This window comes from Enterobacter cloacae complex sp. ECL72, assembly GCF_019056635.1.
GTDB lineage: Bacteria > Pseudomonadota > Gammaproteobacteria > Enterobacterales > Enterobacteriaceae > Enterobacter > Enterobacter hormaechei_C.
Map to the genome: position 1 here is coordinate 383,574 of NZ_CP077659.1, position 20,823 is coordinate 404,396.

21 protein-coding genes are annotated in these 20,823 nt (G+C 54.7%); 13 read left to right on the plus strand and 8 right to left on the minus strand.

Features of this window, described 5'->3' with window-relative positions; all coding sequences use genetic code 11:
- The 10 genes from lpxD (at position 1) to tilS (ending at position 12,646) form a co-directional block, all read left to right on the plus strand.
- Positions 1-1,026: a UDP-3-O-(3-hydroxymyristoyl)glucosamine N-acyltransferase gene (gene lpxD, locus KTH07_RS01785; protein WP_015572726.1), complete on the plus strand. Its 1,026-nt coding sequence runs from the start codon at positions 1-3 to the stop codon at positions 1,024-1,026.
- Between the two features lie 104 nt (positions 1,027-1,130).
- Positions 1,131-1,586, plus strand: a complete 456-nt coding sequence (gene fabZ / locus KTH07_RS01790; protein ID WP_003856165.1) for a 3-hydroxyacyl-ACP dehydratase FabZ — start codon at positions 1,131-1,133, stop codon at positions 1,584-1,586.
- 3 nt (positions 1,587-1,589) lie between these two features.
- Positions 1,590-2,378, plus strand: coding sequence for an acyl-ACP--UDP-N-acetylglucosamine O-acyltransferase (gene lpxA, locus KTH07_RS01795; protein WP_003856164.1), 789 nt, complete (start codon positions 1,590-1,592; stop codon positions 2,376-2,378).
- Positions 2,378-3,526: a lipid-A-disaccharide synthase gene (gene lpxB, locus KTH07_RS01800; RefSeq protein WP_075606852.1), complete on the plus strand. Its 1,149-nt coding sequence runs from the start codon at positions 2,378-2,380 to the stop codon at positions 3,524-3,526. Before lpxA ends, lpxB begins: the two co-directional genes overlap by 1 nt.
- A complete protein-coding gene (gene rnhB, locus KTH07_RS01805) occupies positions 3,523-4,119 on the plus strand; it encodes a ribonuclease HII (RefSeq protein WP_015572727.1) in 597 nt (198 codons plus the stop codon). The genes lpxB and rnhB overlap by 4 nt, the downstream gene beginning before the upstream one ends.
- 38 nt (positions 4,120-4,157) lie before the next feature.
- Positions 4,158-7,640, plus strand: coding sequence for a DNA polymerase III subunit alpha (dnaE, locus tag KTH07_RS01810; protein WP_023303110.1), 3,483 nt, complete (start codon positions 4,158-4,160; stop codon positions 7,638-7,640).
- A gap of 12 nt (positions 7,641-7,652) precedes the next feature.
- Positions 7,653-8,612: an acetyl-CoA carboxylase carboxyl transferase subunit alpha gene (gene accA / locus KTH07_RS01815; protein ID WP_003856154.1), complete on the plus strand. Its 960-nt coding sequence runs from the start codon at positions 7,653-7,655 to the stop codon at positions 8,610-8,612.
- Positions 8,613-8,712: 100 nt separating this feature from the next.
- Complete coding sequence (locus KTH07_RS01820) at positions 8,713-10,845, plus strand: lysine decarboxylase LdcC (protein WP_015572729.1); 2,133 nt, start codon at positions 8,713-8,715, stop codon at positions 10,843-10,845.
- Positions 10,846-10,911: 66 nt separating this feature from the next.
- The gene (locus KTH07_RS01825; RefSeq protein ID WP_003856151.1) at positions 10,912-11,301 is read left to right on the plus strand and encodes a VOC family protein; all 390 of its coding nucleotides are present in this window, start codon (positions 10,912-10,914) and stop codon (positions 11,299-11,301) included.
- A gap of 58 nt (positions 11,302-11,359) precedes the next feature.
- Positions 11,360-12,646 (plus strand): tRNA lysidine(34) synthetase TilS, encoded by a 1,287-nt coding sequence (gene tilS, locus KTH07_RS01830; RefSeq protein ID WP_017383736.1) that lies wholly within the window; start codon positions 11,360-11,362, stop codon positions 12,644-12,646.
- A gap of 26 nt (positions 12,647-12,672) precedes the next feature.
- On the opposite strand, the gene rof is transcribed toward tilS, so the two are convergent.
- A complete protein-coding gene (rof, locus tag KTH07_RS01835; protein WP_003856148.1) occupies positions 12,673-12,933 on the minus strand; it encodes a Rho-binding antiterminator in 261 nt (86 codons plus the stop codon).
- A complete protein-coding gene (locus KTH07_RS01840) occupies positions 12,920-13,120 on the minus strand; it encodes a YaeP family protein (protein ID WP_003856146.1) in 201 nt (66 codons plus the stop codon). Before KTH07_RS01840 ends, rof begins: the two co-directional genes overlap by 14 nt.
- A gap of 195 nt (positions 13,121-13,315) precedes the next feature.
- On the opposite strand from KTH07_RS01840, the gene KTH07_RS01845 reads away from it, so the two are divergent.
- The 3 genes from KTH07_RS01845 to nlpE are packed head-to-tail and all read left to right on the plus strand — an operon-like array spanning position 13,316 to position 15,012.
- On the plus strand, positions 13,316-13,861 hold the full coding sequence (locus tag KTH07_RS01845; RefSeq protein ID WP_063162022.1) for a YaeQ family protein: 546 nt from the start codon (positions 13,316-13,318) through the stop codon (positions 13,859-13,861).
- Positions 13,858-14,274 carry an alternative ribosome rescue aminoacyl-tRNA hydrolase ArfB gene (arfB, locus tag KTH07_RS01850; protein ID WP_023303111.1) on the plus strand — a complete coding sequence of 139 codons (417 nt, stop codon included), beginning with the start codon at positions 13,858-13,860 and terminating at the stop codon, positions 14,272-14,274. Before KTH07_RS01845 ends, arfB begins: the two co-directional genes overlap by 4 nt.
- A gap of 39 nt (positions 14,275-14,313) precedes the next feature.
- Complete coding sequence (nlpE, locus tag KTH07_RS01855; RefSeq protein WP_017383734.1) at positions 14,314-15,012, plus strand: envelope stress response activation lipoprotein NlpE; 699 nt, start codon at positions 14,314-14,316, stop codon at positions 15,010-15,012.
- Between the two features lie 45 nt (positions 15,013-15,057).
- Here nlpE and proS read toward each other — a convergent pair whose 3' ends face one another.
- From proS to metN, 6 genes are all read right to left on the minus strand, one after another.
- A complete protein-coding gene (proS, locus tag KTH07_RS01860; RefSeq protein ID WP_023295954.1) occupies positions 15,058-16,776 on the minus strand; it encodes a proline--tRNA ligase in 1,719 nt (572 codons plus the stop codon).
- 112 nt (positions 16,777-16,888) lie between these two features.
- Positions 16,889-17,596, minus strand: coding sequence for a tRNA (N6-threonylcarbamoyladenosine(37)-N6)-methyltransferase TrmO (gene tsaA / locus KTH07_RS01865; protein WP_217310875.1), 708 nt, complete (start codon positions 17,594-17,596; stop codon positions 16,889-16,891).
- Entirely contained in the window at positions 17,593-17,997 is a 405-nt protein-coding gene (gene rcsF / locus KTH07_RS01870; RefSeq protein WP_015572735.1) for an Rcs stress response system protein RcsF, read from the minus strand. Before rcsF ends, tsaA begins: the two co-directional genes overlap by 4 nt.
- A gap of 106 nt (positions 17,998-18,103) precedes the next feature.
- Complete coding sequence (gene metQ, locus KTH07_RS01875; protein WP_003856132.1) at positions 18,104-18,919, minus strand: methionine ABC transporter substrate-binding lipoprotein MetQ; 816 nt, start codon at positions 18,917-18,919, stop codon at positions 18,104-18,106.
- A gap of 40 nt (positions 18,920-18,959) precedes the next feature.
- A complete protein-coding gene (locus KTH07_RS01880) occupies positions 18,960-19,613 on the minus strand; it encodes a methionine ABC transporter permease MetI (RefSeq protein WP_003856130.1) in 654 nt (217 codons plus the stop codon).
- Complete coding sequence (gene metN, locus KTH07_RS01885; RefSeq protein WP_006810022.1) at positions 19,606-20,637, minus strand: methionine ABC transporter ATP-binding protein MetN; 1,032 nt, start codon at positions 20,635-20,637, stop codon at positions 19,606-19,608. Before metN ends, KTH07_RS01880 begins: the two co-directional genes overlap by 8 nt.
- Positions 20,638-20,823 lie beyond the last annotated feature (186 nt).

Consider the following 20,823-nt stretch of genomic DNA (forward strand, 5'->3'; position numbering starts at 1 on the left):
ATGCCTTCAATTCGACTGGCTGATTTAGCTCAGCAGTTGGATGCAGAATTACACGGTGATGGCGATATCGTCATCACCGCTGTTGCGTCCATGCAATCTGCTAAAGCAGGCACTATTACCTTCATGGTAAGCCCTAAGTACCGTGAACACCTGGCCCAGTGCCAGGCGTCTGCCGTTGTGCTGACGCAGGACGATCTTCCGTTTGCCACTAGCGCTGCACTGGTAGTGAAAAATCCCTACCTGACCTATGCACGCATGGCCCAAATTCTTGATACCACGCCGCAGCCGGCACAGAACATTGCAGCCAGTGCTGCGATTGATCCGACGGCTCAGCTGGGTAACAACGTATCAGTCGGCGCAAACGCCGTTATCGAATCCGGCGTTGTTTTGGGTGATAACGTGGTGATTGGCCCTGGCTGCTTTGTTGGAAAAAATACGAAAATTGGCGCAGGGTCTCGTCTGTGGGCCAATGTCTCTGTCTACCATGAGGTTGAGATTGGCGAGAATTGTCTCGTTCAGTCCAGCACGGTGATTGGTTCTGACGGATTTGGTTACGCCAACGATCGGGGTAACTGGGTTAAGATCCCTCAGCTGGGTCGCGTGATTATCGGCGATCGTGTGGAGATCGGCGCTTGCACAACTATCGACCGCGGTGCGCTTGACGACACCATTATTGGTAACGGTGTTATCATAGACAACCAGTGCCAGATTGCACATAACGTTGTGATTGGCGACAATACCGCAGTTGCGGGTGGTGTTATCATGGCAGGCAGCCTGAAAATTGGCCGTTACTGCATGATTGGCGGTGCCAGCGTGATCAATGGCCATATGGAAATATGCGACAAAGTCACGGTGACGGGGATGGGTATGGTGATGCGTCCAATCACTGAGCCTGGCGTTTATTCCTCAGGTATTCCGCTGCAACCGAACAAGGTCTGGCGTAAAACAGCTGCACTGGTGATGAATATTGATGATATGAGCAAGCGACTCAAAGCGATTGAGCGCAAAATCGATCAACAAGACTAAGCGTTCATCCGTTTAACGCTAAATTTCCCGGCCTGTCGGCTTTGTTTATAAACCGGCAGGCCGTGTTATTATTGCTACTTAGTACATTTGACAGGAAGAGTATTTTGACTACTGACACTCATACTCTGCATATTGAAGAGATTTTAGAACTTCTGCCGCACCGCTATCCGTTTTTACTGGTAGACCGTGTGCTGGATTTTGAAGAAGGTCGTTTTCTGCGCGCAGTGAAAAATGTCTCCGTTAACGAGCCGTTCTTCCAGGGGCACTTCCCTGGTAAGCCTATCTTCCCGGGTGTATTGATCCTGGAAGCGATGGCACAGGCTACCGGTATTCTGGCGTTTAAAAGCGTAGGTAAACTGGAACCGGGTGAACTCTATTACTTCGCGGGTATCGATGAAGCGCGCTTCAAGCGTCCGGTCGTGCCTGGTGATCAAATGATCATGGAAGTCACTTTTGAAAAAACGCGTCGCGGCCTGACTCGCTTCAAAGGCGTAGCTATGGTTGACGGCAAAGTTGTTTGCGAAGCGACAATGATGTGTGCGCGTAGCCGGGAGGCCTGATACGTGATTGATAAATCCGCCTTTATTCATCCTACCGCCATTGTGGAAACGGGTGCCATCATTGGTGCCAACGTCCACATTGGCCCGTTTTGTATTGTTGGACCCCATGTCGAAATTGGTGAGGGTACAGTACTGAAATCTCACGTTGTCGTGAATGGTCATACCACCATTGGCTGCAACAATGAGATCTATCAGTTCGCCTCCATCGGCGAAGTTAACCAGGATCTCAAGTATGCTGGCGAACCGACCCGCGTGGAAATCGGCGATCGTAACCGCATTCGCGAAAGCGTCACCATTCATCGTGGTACAACGCAAGGCGGTGGATTGACGAAGGTGGGCAGCGACAACCTGTTTATGGTTAATGCGCATATTGCGCACGACTGTACCGTGGGTAGCCGCTGTATTCTCGCCAACAACGCAACGCTGGCGGGACACGTATCGGTTGATGATTTCGCCATTATTGGCGGCATGACCGCAGTCCATCAGTTCTGCATCATTGGTGCACACGTGATGGTCGGCGGATGCTCCGGTGTGGCGCAGGACGTCCCACCGTTTGTGATTGCGCAGGGCAACCATGCCACGCCGTTTGGCGTGAACATCGAAGGTCTCAAGCGTCGTGGTTTTAGTCGCGAAGCGATTACTGCCATCCGCAACGCGTACAAACTGCTGTACCGTAGCGGTAAAACGCTGGAAGAGGCTAAGCCGGAAATTGCCGAGCTGGCGAATAAGCACCCTGAAGTGAAAACGTTCATGGAATTCTTTGAACGTTCAACCCGTGGTCTGATTCGTTAATGGTCGACAGTCGTCCGCTTACCATCGCCCTGGTCGCCGGAGAAACCTCCGGCGATATTCTTGGTGCAGGTCTTATCCGCGCGCTTAAAGCCCGTGTACCCAATGCCCGCTTTGTGGGCGTGGCTGGGCCGCTGATGCAGGCCGAAGGCTGTGAAGCCTGGTATGAAATGGAAGAGCTGGCTGTGATGGGCATCGTCGAGGTGTTGGGACGCTTGCGTCGCCTGCTGCATATTCGCGCCGACCTTACCCGCCGCTTTACCGACCTTAAGCCCGATGTATTTGTCGGCATTGATGCGCCTGATTTCAATATTACCCTTGAAGGGAACCTGAAAAAGCAGGGGATCAAAACTATCCATTACGTCAGTCCGTCCGTGTGGGCGTGGCGACAGAAACGCGTTTTCAAAATCGGACGATCCACTAATCTGGTGCTGGCTTTTCTGCCTTTCGAAAAAGCGTTTTACGACAGATTTAATGTCCCGTGCCGTTTTATCGGTCATACCATGGCGGATGCCATGCCGCTGGATCCGGATAAAAACGCGGCGCGTGACGAACTGGGCATCCCGCATGATGTGCACTGTCTGGCGCTGCTGCCAGGGAGCCGGGGTGCGGAAGTTGAAATGCTCAGTGCCGATTTCCTGAAAACGGCGCAAATTCTTCGCAAGACTTATCCCGATCTTGAAGTGGTCGTGCCGCTGGTGAATGCCAAACGCCGCGAGCAGTTTGAGCGTATCAAAGCCGACGTCGCCCCGGATCTTCACGTCCGCCTGCTGGACGGGAAAGGGCGGCAAGCCATGTTTGCGAGCGATGCCGCACTACTGGCTTCCGGCACGGCTGCGCTGGAGTGTATGCTGGCAAAATGCCCAATGGTGGTCGGTTATCGCATGAAGCCGTTTACCTTCTGGCTGGCAAAACGTCTGGTAAAAACAGATTACGTATCCCTGCCAAACCTGCTTGCGGGTCGCGAGCTGGTGAAAGAGCTCTTGCAGGATGAATGCCAGCCGCAGGCGCTGGCTGATGCATTACTGCCGCTGCTGGCCAACGGTAAAACCAGCCACCAGATGCATGATACCTTCTGTGAACTGCATCAACTGATCCGCTGTAATGCTGATGAGCAGGCGGCCGATGCGGTGCTGGAGTTAGCACAATGATGGAATTTATTTATCCCCATACCCACCTCGTTGCCGGTGTGGATGAAGTCGGTCGTGGCCCGTTAGTGGGTGCCGTTGTGACCGCGGCGGTGATCCTCGATCCAGCCCGCCCGATCGTTGGCCTGAACGACTCGAAAAAACTGAGTGAAAAGCGTCGCCTGGCGCTGTTCGATGAAATTAAAGAAAAGGCGCTGGCCTGGAGTCTCGGGCGCGCAGAGCCGGATGAGATCGACGATCTGAACATTCTGCACGCCACCATGCTGGCGATGCAGCGTGCCGTCGCTGGCCTGAAGATTGTGCCTGAGTATGTGCTGATCGACGGTAACCGTTGCCCGGCGCTGCCGATGCCTTCCATGGCTGTTGTTAAAGGCGATAGCCGCGTCGCAGAAATCAGTGCGGCGTCAATCATTGCCAAAGTGACGCGCGATGCCGAAATGGCCGCGCTGGACCTCACTTATCCCGCGTATGGTTTCGCCCAGCACAAGGGATATCCAACGGCTTTCCATCTGGAAAAGCTGGCTGAACATGGCGCAACTGAACATCATCGGCGCAGCTTTGGCCCGGTGAAACGCGCGCTGGGACTGGTGTCCTGAATCAAGACGCAAGCAATTAAGTAACGCGGGATCTGAAGATGGCTGAACCACGTTTCGTACACCTGCGGGTGCATAGCGACTACTCCATGATCGATGGGCTGGCAAAGACCGGGCCGCTGGTAAAAAAGGCGGCCTCGCTTGGCATGCCTGCGCTGGCGATCACCGATTTTACCAACCTGTGTGGCCTGGTGAAGTTCTACGGAACGGCGCATGGCGCAGGATTAAAGCCCATCGTCGGCGCGGATTTTCATGTGCAGAGCGACCTGCTCGGCGATGAGATGACGCAAATTTCCGTGTTAGCCATGGATAACACGGGTTATCAGAACCTCACTCTGCTGATCTCAAAAGCCTACCAGCGCGGTTACGGCGCACTGGGTCCATGGATTGACCGCGACTGGCTGGCGGAGCTGAACGAAGGTTTGCTGCTGATCTCCGGTGGCCGTATGGGAGATGTCGGCAAATGTCTGCTACGCGGTAATAACGCGCTGGTGGATCAGTGCGTCTCGTTCTACGAAGAGTATTTCCCGGATCGTTATTACCTGGAGCTGATCCGTACCGGGCGTGTGGATGAAGAGAGCTACCTGCATGCGGCCGTCGCCCTGGCGGAAGCGCGTGGCCTGCCTGTGGTGGCCACCAACGATGTGCGCTTCCTTGAGGCGGGTGATTTTGACGCGCATGAAATTCGCGTCGCCATCCACGACGGCTTCACCCTCGACGATCCGAAACGTCCGCGCAACTACTCATCGCAGCAGTACATGCGCAGCGAAGAGGAGATGTGTGAGCTCTTCTCGGACATCCCGGAAGCGCTGGAAAACAGCGTAGAGATTGCCAAGCGCTGTAACGTCACCGTGCGTCTCGGCGAATACTTCCTGCCGCAGTTCCCGACGGGAGACATGACCACCGAAGATTTCCTGGTCATGAAATCGAAAGAGGGTCTGGAAGAGCGTCTGGAATTCCTCTTCCCGGATGAAGCGGTCCGTAAAGAGAAACGTCCTGAATATGACGAGCGCCTGGATATTGAACTCCAGGTGATCAACCAGATGGGGTTCCCAGGCTACTTCCTAATCGTGATGGAGTTCATCCAGTGGTCGAAGGATAACGGCGTGCCGGTAGGTCCGGGCCGTGGTTCTGGTGCCGGCTCGCTGGTGGCGTATGCCCTGAAAATTACCGATCTCGATCCGCTGGAATTTGACCTGCTGTTCGAACGTTTCCTCAACCCGGAACGTGTCTCCATGCCCGACTTTGACGTCGACTTCTGCATGGAAAAACGCGACCAGGTGATTGAGCACGTGGCCGATATGTATGGTCGTGATGCGGTTTCGCAGATCATCACCTTCGGTACGATGGCCGCGAAAGCGGTTATCCGCGATGTGGGCCGCGTTCTGGGCCACCCGTACGGTTTTGTCGATCGTATCTCTAAGCTGGTGCCGCCCGATCCGGGCATGACTCTGGCGAAAGCCTTTGAAGCTGAACCTCAGCTGCCGGAAATCTACGAAGCCGACGAAGAGGTCAAAGCGCTGATCGACATGGCGCGCAAGCTGGAAGGCGTCACGCGTAACGCCGGTAAGCATGCGGGGGGTGTGGTTATCGCCCCGACCAAAATCACCGACTTTGCGCCGCTGTACTGCGATGAAGCGGGCCAGCATCCGGTCACCCAGTTCGACAAGAACGACGTAGAATACGCCGGGCTGGTGAAGTTCGACTTCCTCGGCCTGCGTACGCTGACCATCATCAACTGGGCCCTGGAGATGATCAACGCCCGTCGCGAGAAGAACGGCGAGCCTCCGCTGGATATCGCGGCTATCCCGCTTGATGACAAGAAAAGTTTCGACATGCTGCAACGCTCGGAGACGACAGCCGTCTTCCAGCTTGAATCCCGCGGCATGAAAGATTTGATTAAGCGTCTGCAACCAGACTGCTTCGAAGATATGATCGCGCTGGTGGCCCTGTTCCGTCCGGGGCCGTTGCAGTCGGGGATGGTAGATAACTTTATCGACCGTAAACACGGGCGCGAAGAGATTTCCTACCCGGACGTGCAGTGGCAGCATGAAAGCCTGAAACCGGTACTGGAGCCAACCTATGGCATCATCCTGTATCAGGAACAAGTCATGCAGATCGCCCAGGTGCTTTCTGGTTATACCCTTGGCGGCGCAGACATGCTGCGTCGTGCGATGGGTAAGAAAAAGCCGGAAGAGATGGCCAAGCAGCGTTCCATCTTTGAGGATGGGGCGAAGAAAAACGGCGTCGATGGCGAACTGGCGATGAAAATCTTCGACCTGGTGGAGAAATTCGCCGGGTACGGATTTAACAAATCCCACTCCGCCGCCTATGCTTTGGTTTCGTATCAAACGCTGTGGCTGAAGGCTCACTATCCCGCTGAATTTATGGCGGCGGTAATGACCGCCGATATGGACAACACCGAGAAGGTGGTTGGTCTGGTGGACGAGTGCTGGCGCATGGGGCTGAAGATCCTGCCGCCGGATATTAACTCTGGCCTGTACCATTTCCACGTTAACGATGACGGGGAAATCGTCTATGGGATCGGCGCGATCAAGGGCGTAGGTGAGGGGCCGATCGAGGCGATCATCGAAGCGCGTAACAACGGCGGCTATTTCCGCGAGCTGTTCGATCTGTGCGCCCGCACCGATACCAAAAAACTGAACCGCCGGGTGCTGGAAAAACTGATCATGTCCGGCGCGTTTGACCGGCTGGGGCCACACCGCGCCGCGCTGATGAACTCGCTCGGCGATGCGCTGAAAGCAGCCGATCAGCACGCGAAAGCGGAAGCCATTGGCCAGGCGGATATGTTCGGCGTGCTGGCGGAAGAGCCAGAGCAGATTGAGCAGTCTTATTCCAACTGCCAGCCCTGGCCAGAACAGGTGGTGCTGGATGGGGAGCGTGAGACGTTAGGCCTGTACCTGACGGGGCACCCGATCAACCAGTATCTGAAAGAAATTGAGCGCTATGTCGGCGGCCACAGGCTTAAAGACATGCATCCGACAGAACGTGGTAAAATCACCACGGCTGCGGGGCTCGTGATTGCTGCAAGGGTAATGGTCACCAAGCGCGGCAATCGTATCGGCATCTGTACCCTGGATGACCGTTCCGGGCGTCTGGAGGTGATGTTGTTCACCGACGCGCTGGATAAATACCAGCAATTGCTGGAAAAAGACCGCATACTTATCGTCAGCGGACAGGTCAGCTTTGATGACTTCAGCGGGGGGCTTAAAATGACCGCCCGCGAAGTGATGGACATTGACGAAGCCCGGGAAAAATATGCTCGCGGGCTTGCTATCTCGCTGACGGACAGGCAAATTGATGACCAGCTTTTAAACCGACTCCGTCAGTCTCTGGAACCCCACCGCTCGGGGACCATTCCAGTACATCTCTACTATCAGAGGGCGGATGCACGTGCGCGGTTGCGCTTTGGTGCAACGTGGCGTGTCTCTCCGAGCGATCGTTTACTGAACGATCTCCGTGGCCTCATTGGTTCGGAGCAGGTGGAACTGGAGTTTGACTAATACAGGAATACTATGAGTCTGAATTTCCTTGATTTCGAACAGCCGATTGCAGAGCTGGAAGCGAAAATCGATTCTCTGACAGCCGTGAGCCGTCAGGATGAAAAACTGGATATTAACATCGACGAAGAAGTGCATCGTCTGCGCGAAAAAAGCGTAGAACTGACGCGCAAAATCTTTGCCGATCTCGGCGCATGGCAGATCGCCCAGCTGGCGCGTCATCCACAGCGTCCGTACACCCTGGATTATGTCCGCCTGGCGTTTGACGAATTTGACGAACTGGCAGGCGACCGCGCATACGCTGACGATAAAGCTATCGTCGGCGGTATCGCGCGTCTGGATGGACGTCCGGTGATGATTATTGGTCATCAGAAAGGCCGTGAAACCAAAGAGAAAATCCGTCGTAACTTCGGTATGCCAGCGCCAGAAGGCTACCGTAAGGCCCTGCGTCTGATGGAGATGGCTGAGCGTTTCAATATGCCTATCATCACCTTCATCGACACGCCGGGTGCTTACCCGGGTGTTGGCGCTGAAGAGCGCGGTCAGTCTGAAGCCATCGCACGCAACCTGCGTGAGATGTCTCGCCTGAAAGTGCCGGTCATCTGTACCGTTATCGGTGAAGGTGGGTCCGGCGGTGCGCTGGCAATTGGCGTGGGCGATAAAGTGAATATGCTACAGTACAGTACCTATTCCGTTATCTCTCCGGAAGGCTGTGCCTCCATTCTGTGGAAAAGTGCCGATAAAGCGCCGCTGGCTGCTGAAGCGATGGGCATCATTGCCCCACGTCTGAAAGAGCTGAAGCTGATCGACACCGTTATCCCTGAACCGCTGGGTGGCGCGCATCGTAAGCCGGAAGTGATGGCTGCTTCCCTGAAAGCGCAGCTGCTGGCAGATCTGGCGGACCTGGACGTGCTGAGCACAGAAGATCTGCTCAACCGTCGTTATCAGCGTCTGATGACCTACGGTTACGCGTAAGCCTCACAATTATCCTAAAAGCCGCACATTGTTGCGGCTTTTTTTATACCTGCCGTTTACCTTAACTATGCTTATCTGATGTTTTTCAAGGAGGTAAACCATGAACATCATTGCCATCATGGGGCCACACGGCGTCTTTTATAAAGACGAACCCATCAAGGAGCTGGAGCAAGCCCTCAAAGCACGCGGATACCAGCTGATCTGGCCGCAAAACAGCGCCGACCTGCTGAAATTTATCGAACACAATCCGCGCATCTGTGGCGTGATATTCGACTGGGACGAATACGACATGGAGTTGTGCAGCGATATCAATAAGCTCAACGAATATCTTCCGCTGTACGCGTTTATCAACACTCACTCGACCATGGACGTGAGCGCGCATGATATGCGTATGGCACTATGGTTCTTCGAATACTCACTCGGCGTTGCCGAGGACATTGCGACCCGCATTCAGCAGTACACCGGTGAATACCTCGATAACATCACACCGCCGTTCACGCGCGCGCTGTTCACCTATGTGAATGAAGGGAAGTACACCTTCTGTACGCCAGGCCACATGGCGGGAACAGCCTATCAAAAAAGCCCGGTGGGATGTCTGTTCTACGATTTCTTCGGCGGTAACACGCTGAAGGCGGATGTGTCGATTTCGGTCACCGAGTTAGGCTCTCTGCTGGATCATACCGGCCCGCATCTGGAAGCCGAAGAGTACATCGCCCGGACCTTTGGCGCCGAGCAAAGCTACATGGTGACCAACGGTACCTCAACCTCGAACAAAATCGTCGGGATGTACGCCGCGCCTGCCGGCAGTACGCTGCTGATTGACCGCAACTGCCATAAATCACTGGCGCATTTGCTGATGATGAGCGACGTGGTGCCGCTCTGGCTGTCGCCTACGCGTAATGCGCTGGGTATTCTCGGCGGCATTCCTCGCCGTGAATTCGCGCATGAAGCCATTGAAAATAAGATCGCAGCGATCCCCGAGGCAAGCTGGCCTGTGCACGCGGTGATCACCAACTCCACCTATGACGGGCTGCTTTACAACACGAACTGGATCAAGCAGACGCTCGACGTGCCGTCGATCCACTTTGACTCCGCGTGGGTGCCTTACACCAATTTCCACCCGATTTACTCGGGTAAAAGTGGGATGAGCGGCGAGCGGGTGCCGGGCAAGGTGTTCTTCGAAACGCAGTCGACGCACAAAATGCTGGCCGCGTTTTCCCAGGCGTCTCTTATTCACATCAAGGGCGAGTACGACGAGGACACCTTCAACGAAGCCTTTATGATGCACACGACCACGTCGCCGAGCTACCCGCTGGTGGCGTCCATCGAAACGGCGGCGGCGATGCTGCGCGGTAATCCGGGTAAACGCCTGATCAATCGTTCGGTGGAACGGGCGCTGCATTTCCGAAAAGAGGTTCAGCGGCTTAAAGATGAAGCGGACGGCTGGTTCTTTGATATCTGGCAGCCGGAAGAGATTGATGAGGCAGAATGCTGGCCCGTCGCGCCGGGGGAGAGCTGGCACGGTTTTCGGGATGCCGATGCGGACCACATGTTCCTCGATCCGGTTAAGGTGACGATCCTGACGCCGGGCATGGATGAGCAGGGCGTGATGGGTGAGGAAGGGATCCCGGCTGCGCTGGTGGCGAAGTTCCTTGATGAGCGCGGCGTGGTGGTGGAGAAAACCGGCCCCTATAATTTGCTGTTCCTGTTCAGCATCGGGATCGATAAAACCCGCGCGATGGGGCTGTTGCGCGGACTGATGGAGTTTAAGCGTGCATATGATCTGAACCTGCGGGTGAAGAATATGCTGCCGGATCTCTACGCGGAAGATCCTGACTTCTATCGCAATATGCGTATTCAGGATCTGGCCCAGGGGATCCACAGGCTGATCCGCCAGCACGATCTGCCGCGCCTGATGTTGCAGGCATTTGATGTTCTGCCTGAAATGAAGCTGACGCCGCACAGGGCGTGGCAGCGCCAGGTGAAAGGGGAGGTTGAAACCGTTGAGCTGGAGAACCTGGTCGGGCGGGTATCGGCCAACATGATCCTGCCTTATCCGCCGGGCGTGCCGCTGCTGATGCCGGGTGAAATGATCACCGAGGAGAGCCGGGCGGTGCTCGATTTCCTGCTGATGCTCTGTTCGGTAGGGCGCCACTATCCGGGCTTTGAAACGGACATTCATGGCGCGAAACGCGATGATAACGGCGTGTACTGGGTGAGAGTCCTAAAATAAAAGGGTCTGCTTGCCAGGGGCGGGTTGTCGGTTGTAACGTTCAGAGCATCATAAAAAGGAGAAACTATGCTGGGTTTAAAAGCGGTTCATCATATTGCGATCATTGCCACCGATTACGCGAAAAGTAAGGCATTCTACTGCGACGTTCTCGGCTTTACGCTGTTGAGCGAGGCTTACCGTGAGGAGCGCGACTCCTGGAAAGGCGATCTGGCGTTAAACGGACAATATGTGATTGAACTGTTCTCTTTTCCTTTCCCGCCAGCGCGTCCTTCACGCCCGGAAGCCTGCGGCCTGCGCCACCTGGCCTTCAGCGTCGATGACCTGGACAGCGCGGTAAAACATCTGGAAGCCCACGGCGTGGCCTGCGAAGCGATTCGTGTCGATCCCTTTACCGATAAACGTTTCACTTTTTTCAACGATCCGGACGGGCTGCCGCTGGAGCTTTACCAGCAGTAATCGCCGTCATGTGTGATAATGCCCGTTCAGTTCGGGCATTTTTTATGTGTAATTTCCTATGACCTTACCCGCTATCGCGCACGCCGTTTCACCCTATCGCCAGCTGCTGGTGGGGTTCAGCGGTGGCCTGGATTCCACCGTTTTGCTGCACCGCCTTAAGCTCTGGCGCGACCGTGAGCCTGACGTCCAGCTGCGGGCGATGCATATCCATCACGGCTTAAGCCCCCATGCCGACGACTGGGTGGCGCACTGCGAAGCGGTGTGCTCAGGGTGGGCAATCCCGCTGATCGTTGAACGCGTCACGCTTGAGGATGAGGGGCTGGGTATTGAGGCGCAGGCGCGGAAAGCCCGCTACGCCGCGTTTTCCGGCGCATTACAGCAAGGGGAAGCGTTGGTCACCGCGCAGCATCTGGACGACCAGTGCGAGACGTTTTTACTGGCGCTCAAGAGGGGCAGCGGGCCTGCGGGGTTATCTGCCATGCCTGAGCGCGCTGATTTTGCTGAAACAGAGCTCATCCGCCCACTACTGGGTGAGACGCGCGCATCACTGGAAGCCTGGGCGCAGCAGCATCATCTGTGCTGGATTGAAGACGAGAGCAATCAGGACGACAGCTACGACCGTAACTTCCTGCGCCTGCGCGTCTTACCGCTGCTGAGTGAGCGCTGGGCCCATTTTTCCGAAGCGGTGGCCAGAAGCGCCATGCTGTGTGCTGAACAGGAAAGCTTGCTGGATGAGTTGCTGAGCGAGGAGCTGGATACGCTGATTACCGCTGACGGTGCCCTGAACATTGCGCCATTGAAAGTGATGAGCCCTCTGCGTCGGGCTGCTCTGATTCGTCGCTGGCTGGCTTACCACCGTGCGGTTATGCCGTCCCGGGCGATGCTCAACCGTATCTGGGAGGAAGTTGCACAGGCGAGGGAAGATGCCGCCCCGTGTATACACCTGAATGGTTATGACGTCAGGCGCTATAAAGGGCAACTCTGGTGGGTGAAATCTGTGCCGTCGCTGGCTGACGTTGTGCTCGACTGGCCGTCGCCGGAAAAAGCATTAACGCTACCGATGAATGCCGGTGTCGTTGCGTTAAGCCATTCGGGCAATGTGCGTCTACCTGAGCCGGACGAGAACGTTACCATACGCTTCAGGACCAGCGGCATGCTGCATATCGTCGGTCGTAACGGCGGGCGTAAGCTGAAGAAAATCTGGCAGGAACAGAACGTTCCGCCCTGGCGACGTGATACCACGCCGCTTCTGTTTTACGGCGACACGCTCATCGCGGCGGCAGAGGTGTTCATCACTGAAGAGGGGTGGGCTGAAGCGGGTGTTAATTTTGAATGGAAAGCGTAACGGGCAGCCTGGCTGCCCGTTGGTTATCAGGATTCGCTCACCACAACGGTGCCGATTTCCGGATGGCTGAAACTGGCAATTTTGTCGAGGCGTAGCTCACGCGTTGCACCTGCATCTTCCACAACCAGGTATTCCACATTTTTACGGGAAACCAGATCGCTGGCCTTTGCCTTTAGCACTTCGCCATCTTTTAGCTCCAGCGTCAGTATTAAATGATGCTGGCAGGCGAGTTCGAGGTTGTCATAGTCATCACAATTGATGGGTTGATAGGTATCATTCATCGACATAATCGCTCACCAGTAAATTCGCCGCAGCATACGCTGCTTTTTCCCTGACCGATTCAGAAAGGCTCTCATCAGAGGCCACTTCATTTAGCACGTTCAATACACAGCCCAACGCATCCGGAATGTACCCCAGATCTCCGCTGGCGATCTCCGCATACCGTCTGCGAATCAACTCACAATAATTATTCACATCACCTCCTGCCAGCGTACTGACTTACTGTGAGATATCATTAAGCCTACGAAGTTAAACTCGGTTTAGCAAGGTGACTATACCATACTCATTTAAGCAATATCAGCGCCTTGATAAGAGGGCGCCACCACCTCGTAACAGCCTTTTGCCGCGGTTTTCGCTACAATGTACGCCTGATTCGAAAGGAGTTCTCTCATGGCGCTGAAAGCGACAATTTATAAAGCTGTGGTCAATGTGGCGGATCTTGACCGTAACCAGTTTCTGAATGCGTCATTGACGCTGGCGCGTCATCCTTCTGAAACCCAGGAGCGCATGATGCTGCGCCTGCTGGCGTGGATTAAGTATGCCGACGAGCGTCTGCAATTTACCCGTGGTTTAAGCGCGGAAGATGAACCGGAAGCCTGGCTGCGCAACGATCATCTGGGTATCGATTTATGGATTGAGCTTGGCCTGCCGGATGAACGCCGGATCAAAAAGGCCTGCACCCAGTCTGCTGAAGTGGCGTTGTTTGCCTACAACCAGCGAGCGGCGGAGATCTGGTGGCAACAAAATAAAAATAAATGTGCGCTGTTCAAAAATCTTACCGTCTGGTATCTGGATGATGAACAGCTGGCGCAGCTGAGTGCGTTCGCCAGCCGGACGATGGCGCTACAGGCGACGATTCAGGACGGCGCCATCTGGCTTTCCGATTCTCAGAATAATCTGGAAATTCATCTCACAGCCTGGCAGCCCGCATCATGATTGTATTGTCCCGAAACGTCAGCATCCCTGATAACGAGCTGGAGAGCACCGCCATCCGGGCCCAGGGAGCAGGGGGACAGCACGTTAACAAGGCCTCAACGGCTATCCATTTGCGCTTTGACATTCGGGCCTCCAGCCTGCCAGAGTATTATAAAGAAAGCCTGCTTGCCGCCAGCCATCACCTGATCACCAGCGAGGGTGTGATGGTGATTAAAGCGCAGGAGTATCGCAGCCAGGAGCTTAACCGGGAAGCGGCAATAGCCCGGCTGGTCGCGGTCATCAAAGAGCTGACGGCTGTACAAAAAAGTCGCCGGGCAACACGTCCAACGCGGGCATCGAAAGAACGTCGGTTGTCATCGAAGGCGCAGAAATCCACCGTAAAATCACTGCGTGGCAAAGTCCGTCACCCATAATGTGACGAAAGGGATACCCTTTTTCATAAGGAAAGTATTGTGAAAAAAGCATTATTATCAGCGCTGGCCGTGACAAGCCTGTTCGCGCTTTTTGGCTGTAATAACCGTTCAGAAACGCAGGTACTACAGCCAACGCAAAATGAAGAATTAAAGCCGATGCAGCAAAGCTGGCGCGGCGTATTACCGTGTGCAGATTGCGAGGGCATCGAAACCTCTCTGTTTCTGCAAAAAGATGGCACCTGGGTCATGAACCAGCGTTACCAGGGGGCGAAAGAACCGTCTTCTTTTGCATCTTACGGAACATGGGCGCGTACGGCTGAGAAGCTGGTATTGACGGATACCACGGGCGATAAAACCTTCTTCCGCGCCAAAGGCGAGGGGATGGAGATGCTCGATCGCGAAGGTAATCCGATTGAATCCCAGTTCAACTACACGTTGGCCCCGGTAAAAGCGACCCTGCCAGCCACCCCAATGGCGATGCGAGGGATGTATTTCTACATGGCGGATGCGGCGATCTTCACTGACTGTGCAACCGGGAAGAAAGTCAGCGTGGCGAACAATGCCCAGCTGGAGCGAGACTATGCCGTCGCGCGCGGCAACGACAGTAAGCCAGTGTTGCTGACGGTTGAAGGGCACTTTACGCTGGAGCCAAACCCGGATAGCGGCGAGCTGGTGAAAACGCTGGTGGCAGATAAAGACGCGAAGTTTGCTGCGGGGAAAGACTGCGAAAGCAAATAAGATATAGCCATTAAAAAACCCCGCACTGGCGGGGTTTTTTGTTTCTTAACCTTTGATGGCTTTCACCAGGTAATCAAGAATATCGCCCGTCTTGATCATCTGTTTTTCGCCGGTGCGACGGTATTTGTATTCAATCTCGTCGCTGTCGAGGTTACGGTCGCCAATGACGATGGTGTGTGGAATACCGATCAGTTCCATGTCAGCAAACATCACGCCAGGACGCTCTTTACGGTCATCCATCAGCACGTCGATACCTTTCGCGCTCAGCTCAGCGTAGAGTTTCTCAGCCAGCTCCTGCACGCGGTAAGACTTGTGCATGTTCATTGGCAGGATCGCCACCTGGAACGGCGCGATGTTATCCGGCCAGACGATTCCGCGTTCGTCATAGTTCTGCTCGATAGCGGCAGCAACAACGCGCGTTACGCCAATGCCGTAGCAGCCCATGGTCAGAACCTGGTTACGGCCATCTTCGCCCTGAACGGCAGCGTTCATTGCGCGCGAGTACTTATCGCCCAGCTGGAAGATGTGGCCTACTTCGATACCGCGTTTGATCATCAGGGTACCCTTGCCGTCCGGGCTTGGATCGCCTGCGACCACGTTACGGATGTCAGCCACTTCCGGCGTCGCCACGTCACGATCCCAGTTGATGCCGAAGTAGTGTTTACCGTCGATGTTTGCGCCCGCAGCGAAGTCGCTCATCGCCGCAACGGTGCGGTCAATGACCACCGGAACAGGCATGTTCACCGGACCCAGAGAACCAGGACCTGCATTCACAACGGCGCGGATCTCCGCTTCCGTTGCGAAGGTCAGCGGGCTGGCAACCTGCGGCAGCTTCTCGGCTTTCACTTCGTTCAGCTCGTGATCGCCTCGTACCAGCAGGGCAACCAGTGGATAAGCGCTACCTTCAGCCGATTTCACCAGCAGGGTTTTCACGGTTTTTTCGATCGGCAGAGTAAACTGCTCAACCAGCTCGGCGATAGTTTTCGCGTTTGGCGTATCAACCAGCGTCATCTCTTGCGTTGCCGCGCCGCGTGGTTCTTTTGGTGCCAGCGCTTCTGCAAATTCGATGTTCGCGGCGTAATCAGAGGAGTCAGAGAAGATCACATCGTCTTCGCCGCTCTGCGCCAGAACCTGGAATTCATGGGAGGCGCTACCGCCGATTGAACCGGTATCAGCCTGTACAGCACGGAAATCCAGCCCCATGCGGGAGAAGATTTTGCTGTAGGCCGCGTACATTTTGTCGTAGGTCTCTTGCAGCGATTCCTGAGAAGTATGGAAAGAGTAAGCATCTTTCATCAGGAACTCGCGAGAACGCATGACGCCAAAGCGTGGACGCACTTCGTCACGGAACTTAGTCTGGATCTGGAAGAAGTTCAGCGGCAGCTGTTTGTAAGAGCTCAGCTCGTTACGGATCAGATCGGTGATCACTTCTTCATGCGTTGGACCGAGAACGAATGGACGATCGCCACGATCGGCAATACGCAGCAGTTCAGGACCGTACTGCTCCCAGCGACCGCTCTCCTGCCACAGTTCAGAGGGCTGAACGACCGGCATTAACACCTCGATAGCACCGGCGTTGTTCATCTCTTCACGCACGATGTTTTCGACTTTTTTCAGGACGCGCACGCCGGTCGGCAGCCAGGTGTATAACCCGGAGGCCAGCTTGCGGATCATCCCGGCGCGCAGCATCAGCTGGTGGCTGATCACCTCGGCGTCGGCAGGTGTCTCCTTCAGAGTGGAGAGCAGATATTGGCTAGTACGCATGTTGTTACGGTTCCATTTCGACGATTGGAACAGGCTGAAACACCAGCCTGACACAAAAAAAGTGGTTTAGTTTACCAGTGTGGCAAAGATGCCAAAAGAGAGGAGAACAAAATTACCTGGGTTCCAGGGCAAACACTTCAAAACCCGCCGCAGTCACGCGCCAGCGCACGTTAAAGTCCAGCAGCCAGACGGCGTACGTATTCCCGGCTTCCTCTTCTTTGCGGTAGGCGGGACGGGGGTTCTGGGCCAGCACTTCAACGATAAAGTCACGCAGGCGAGGATAACGCTTTTCCAGCTCGCTGATTTGCGTTGTAATTTCAGACGTGAAGTGAACCGCCATATCTGCCTGCGGTGCGTCCTGAGCATAGCTTGCCCGGGCATCCGGCAGCGCTTCGGCGAAGGGCAGGTAAGGCTTAATATCTATGACCGGCGTGCCATCAACCAGGTCAAGGCTACCTAACTCCAGGATCACCTGATCTTTCTGACAACGTATGCCTTTCAGCTCGACCAGCGACATCCCGATGGGGTTGGGACGAAAGGTTGAGCGGGTGGCAAAGACACCCATTCTGGCATTTCCGCCCAGACGAGGCGGACGCACGGTAGGACGCCAGCCGCCTTCCATGGTCTGGTGAAACACAAAGACCACCCATAAATGGCTGAACGCCTCAAGCCCGCGCACTGCATCGGCCTGATTATACGGCGCCACAAGATGAAGCTCGCCGCCGCCGTTAATGACCAGACCCGGCTGACGCGGCACGGCGAACTTTTCTTTATAAGGGGAGCGGATAACGCCTATCTGCTCGAACTGAAATGAACTCATTTCGCCGTAATGTTAAGCGCAGAACCGATACATACCGCCTGGCGATAGCAACCTGGTGTGCCGCTGGTGACTTCGCAGCTGTGCAGCAGCACCGCGTTGGCTTTCATTTTCGACGCGTTGATTTGCATACGCTTGCGGGCTGTCGGAATATTGGGTGGGGAGTCCTGATTCGTTGCCTGGCAGGATTCGCCGCTCACTTCGCCCAGTTCACGGAATGGCTTACCGACCAGCTCGTCGGCTTTGGTAATAATACGTACCGGCGCAGCGCGAGGCGCTTTCGGTTTTGCTGGCTCCGCTTTTGGCGGGGTTGCAGTGCTTTGAACAGGTTCAACAGGAGATCTGCTTAGCATAGAACAGCCGCTCAGCATCAGTGCTAAAAAACAGATCGGTAAAGCACGCATAATAATTCCTCAGTGGATAATCAAAACGTCAGATATTGAAGCAGTTGACCGCACAAATGACAAGACGGGCAAATGCCCGTCTTGATGATATTACACTGCCGGGAGATTACCAGCCTTTAACCGCGCCGCCGTTAAACACCTTATTGGCTTCCTGGTACACTTCTTCAGACTGATATGCCTGTATGAATTTCTTCACATTCTCCGCGTCTTTGTTGTCTTCGCGAGTCACGATCAGGTTGACGTACGGGGAATCTTTATCTTCAACGAAGATGCCATCTTTCGCTGGGGTCAGGCCGATCTGGCTGGCGTAAGTGGTGTTGATCACGGCCAGGGCGATCTGCGCATCGTCCAGAGAACGTGGCAGCTGTGGTGCTTCCAGCTCAACAATTTTCAGATTTTTCGGGTTTTCGGTTACGTCCAGAACGGTCGGTAACAAGCCAACGCCTTCTTTCAGTTTAATCAGGCCCACTTTCTGTAGCAGAAGCAGGGAACGGCCAAGGTTGGTTGGGTCGTTAGGGACGGCAACCTGTGAACCCGGCTGGAGTTCATCCAGAGATTTAATTTTCTTGGAGTAACCGGCAATCGGGTAAACGAAGGTGTTACCGACAGCAACCAGTTTGTAGCCGCGATCTTTGATCTGCTGATCCAGGTACGGTTTATGCTGGAAGGCGTTAGCGTCAATGTCGCCTTTGCTCAGCGCTTCGTTCGGCAGAACGTAATCGTTGAAAGTCACCAGTTCAACGTCCAGGCCATATTTCTCTTTAGCGATTTTCTGCGCGGCCTCAGCAACCTGCTGTTCTGCACCGACGATAACGCCTACTTTGATGTGGTTTGGATCTTTTTCGTCCTGACCGCAACCCACCAGTGCCAGCGAGCCAATCAGTGCGCCTACTGCTGCGAAGGTCTTAAATTTAAACGCCATGTTATATCCTTAACTCGTCGAGTTTGTGTTGTTTGTAACGTTATTTATGCGTAACAGCCCGGACGATACGATCGCCAGAGAATTGAATTAAGTAAACCAGCACAACCAGCAATACCAGAACGGTATTCATTACGGTAGCGTTATAGCCAATATAGCCGTACTGATATCCAATCTGGCCTAAACCGCCAGCACCTACGGCGCCGCCCATTGCGGAATAACCGACCAGGGTGATAAGCGTGATGGTTGCTGCGTTCACCAGCCCAGGCAGCGCCTCTGGCAGCAGAACTTTGCGAACGATCTGCATTGGCGTCGCACCCATAGCGCGGGAAGCTTCGATCAGGCCGGTTGGGATTTCCAGCAGGGCGTTTTCCACCATACGGGCGATAAACGGTGCCGCGCCTACGGTCAGCGGGACAATAGCTGCCTGCAAACCAATCGACGTCCCGACGATCACGCGCGTAAACGGAATCATCCACACCAGCAGAATAATGAACGGAATAGACCGGAAAATGTTCACCAGCGCAGAGAGCGTACGATACAGCTTCGCGTTTTCAATAATTTGACCCGGGCGCGTAACGTACAGCAGCACGCCGACCGGCAGCCCAATCACAAAACCAAAGAAGCCCGATACGAAGGTCATTGCCAGCGTTTCCCAAACGCCGCGAACCAGTAGCCACATCATCGGCTCAGACATAACCCAGTACCTCTACTTTTACGTGATGTTCTTGCAGCCAGGCAATTGCCGCCTGGGTTTCTTCCTGTGTGCCGTGCATTTCCGTCAGCATAATGCCGAACTTCACGCCACCGGCGTAGTCCATCTGCGCGCTAATAATGTTGTTATTCACGTTAAAGCGACGCGCGGTTTCGGACAGCAGCGGTGCGTCAACGGACTGGCCCGTGAACTCCATGCGCAGCATCGGGACGCTGTCAGGCGTTGCGTCTGTTTTTAAACGTTCCAGATAATCTTCCGGAATATCCAGATGCAGTGTGGACTGAATGAACTGCTGAGCCAGCGGCGTTTTCGGGTGTGAGAAGACTTCACTCACCGTGTCCTGCTCAATCAGCTCACCGTTGCTGATGACCGCCACGCAGTCGCAGATGCGTTTCACTACATCCATTTCATGCGTAATAAGGAGAATCGTCAGGCCCAGGCGACGGTTAATGTCTTTTAACAGTTCCAGAATAGAGCGCGTGGTGGCCGGGTCTAACGCGCTGGTGGCTTCATCGCACAGCAGCACCTTAGGATTGCTTGCCAGCGCGCGGGCAATGGCCACACGCTGTTTTTGCCCACCGGACAGATTTGCCGGGTAGCTATCATGCTTGTCGCCCAGACCAACAAGGTCGAGCAGTTCGGTGACGCGACGCGTAACTTCTTCTTTCGGCGTGTTATCCAGCTCAAGCGGCAGGGCAACGTTGCCGAACACGGTGCGGGATGCCAGCAGGTTAAAGTGCTGGAAAATCATGCCAATCTGGCGACGCGCTTTGGTGAGTTCTTTTTCTGAGAGAGCGGTAAGCTCCTGGCCGCCAACTTCTACGCTGCCCTGGGTTGGGCGCTCAAGCAGGTTAACACAACGGATCAGCGTACTTTTACCCGCACCCGATGCGCCAATGACGCCATAAATCTGACCAGCAGGCACATGCAGGCTGACGTTGTTCAGCGCCTGAATGGTTCGGTTCCCCTGCTGGAACACTTTGGTGATATTGGAAAGTTTAATCATTAGATTATTTTTATCGTAAGTAAGTTAGCCGTGGCATTTTCTTCTGCCAGATACGGGGAATGACCGTAAACAAAATGGATGTTAAGGCATCCAGACGTCTAAATCAATCCACCTCTGTGCGATGAGCACTTTATTGCGCTGCGATTCATGAGATACTAGCTGAACAAGACTTTTTCAGGAGCAAAC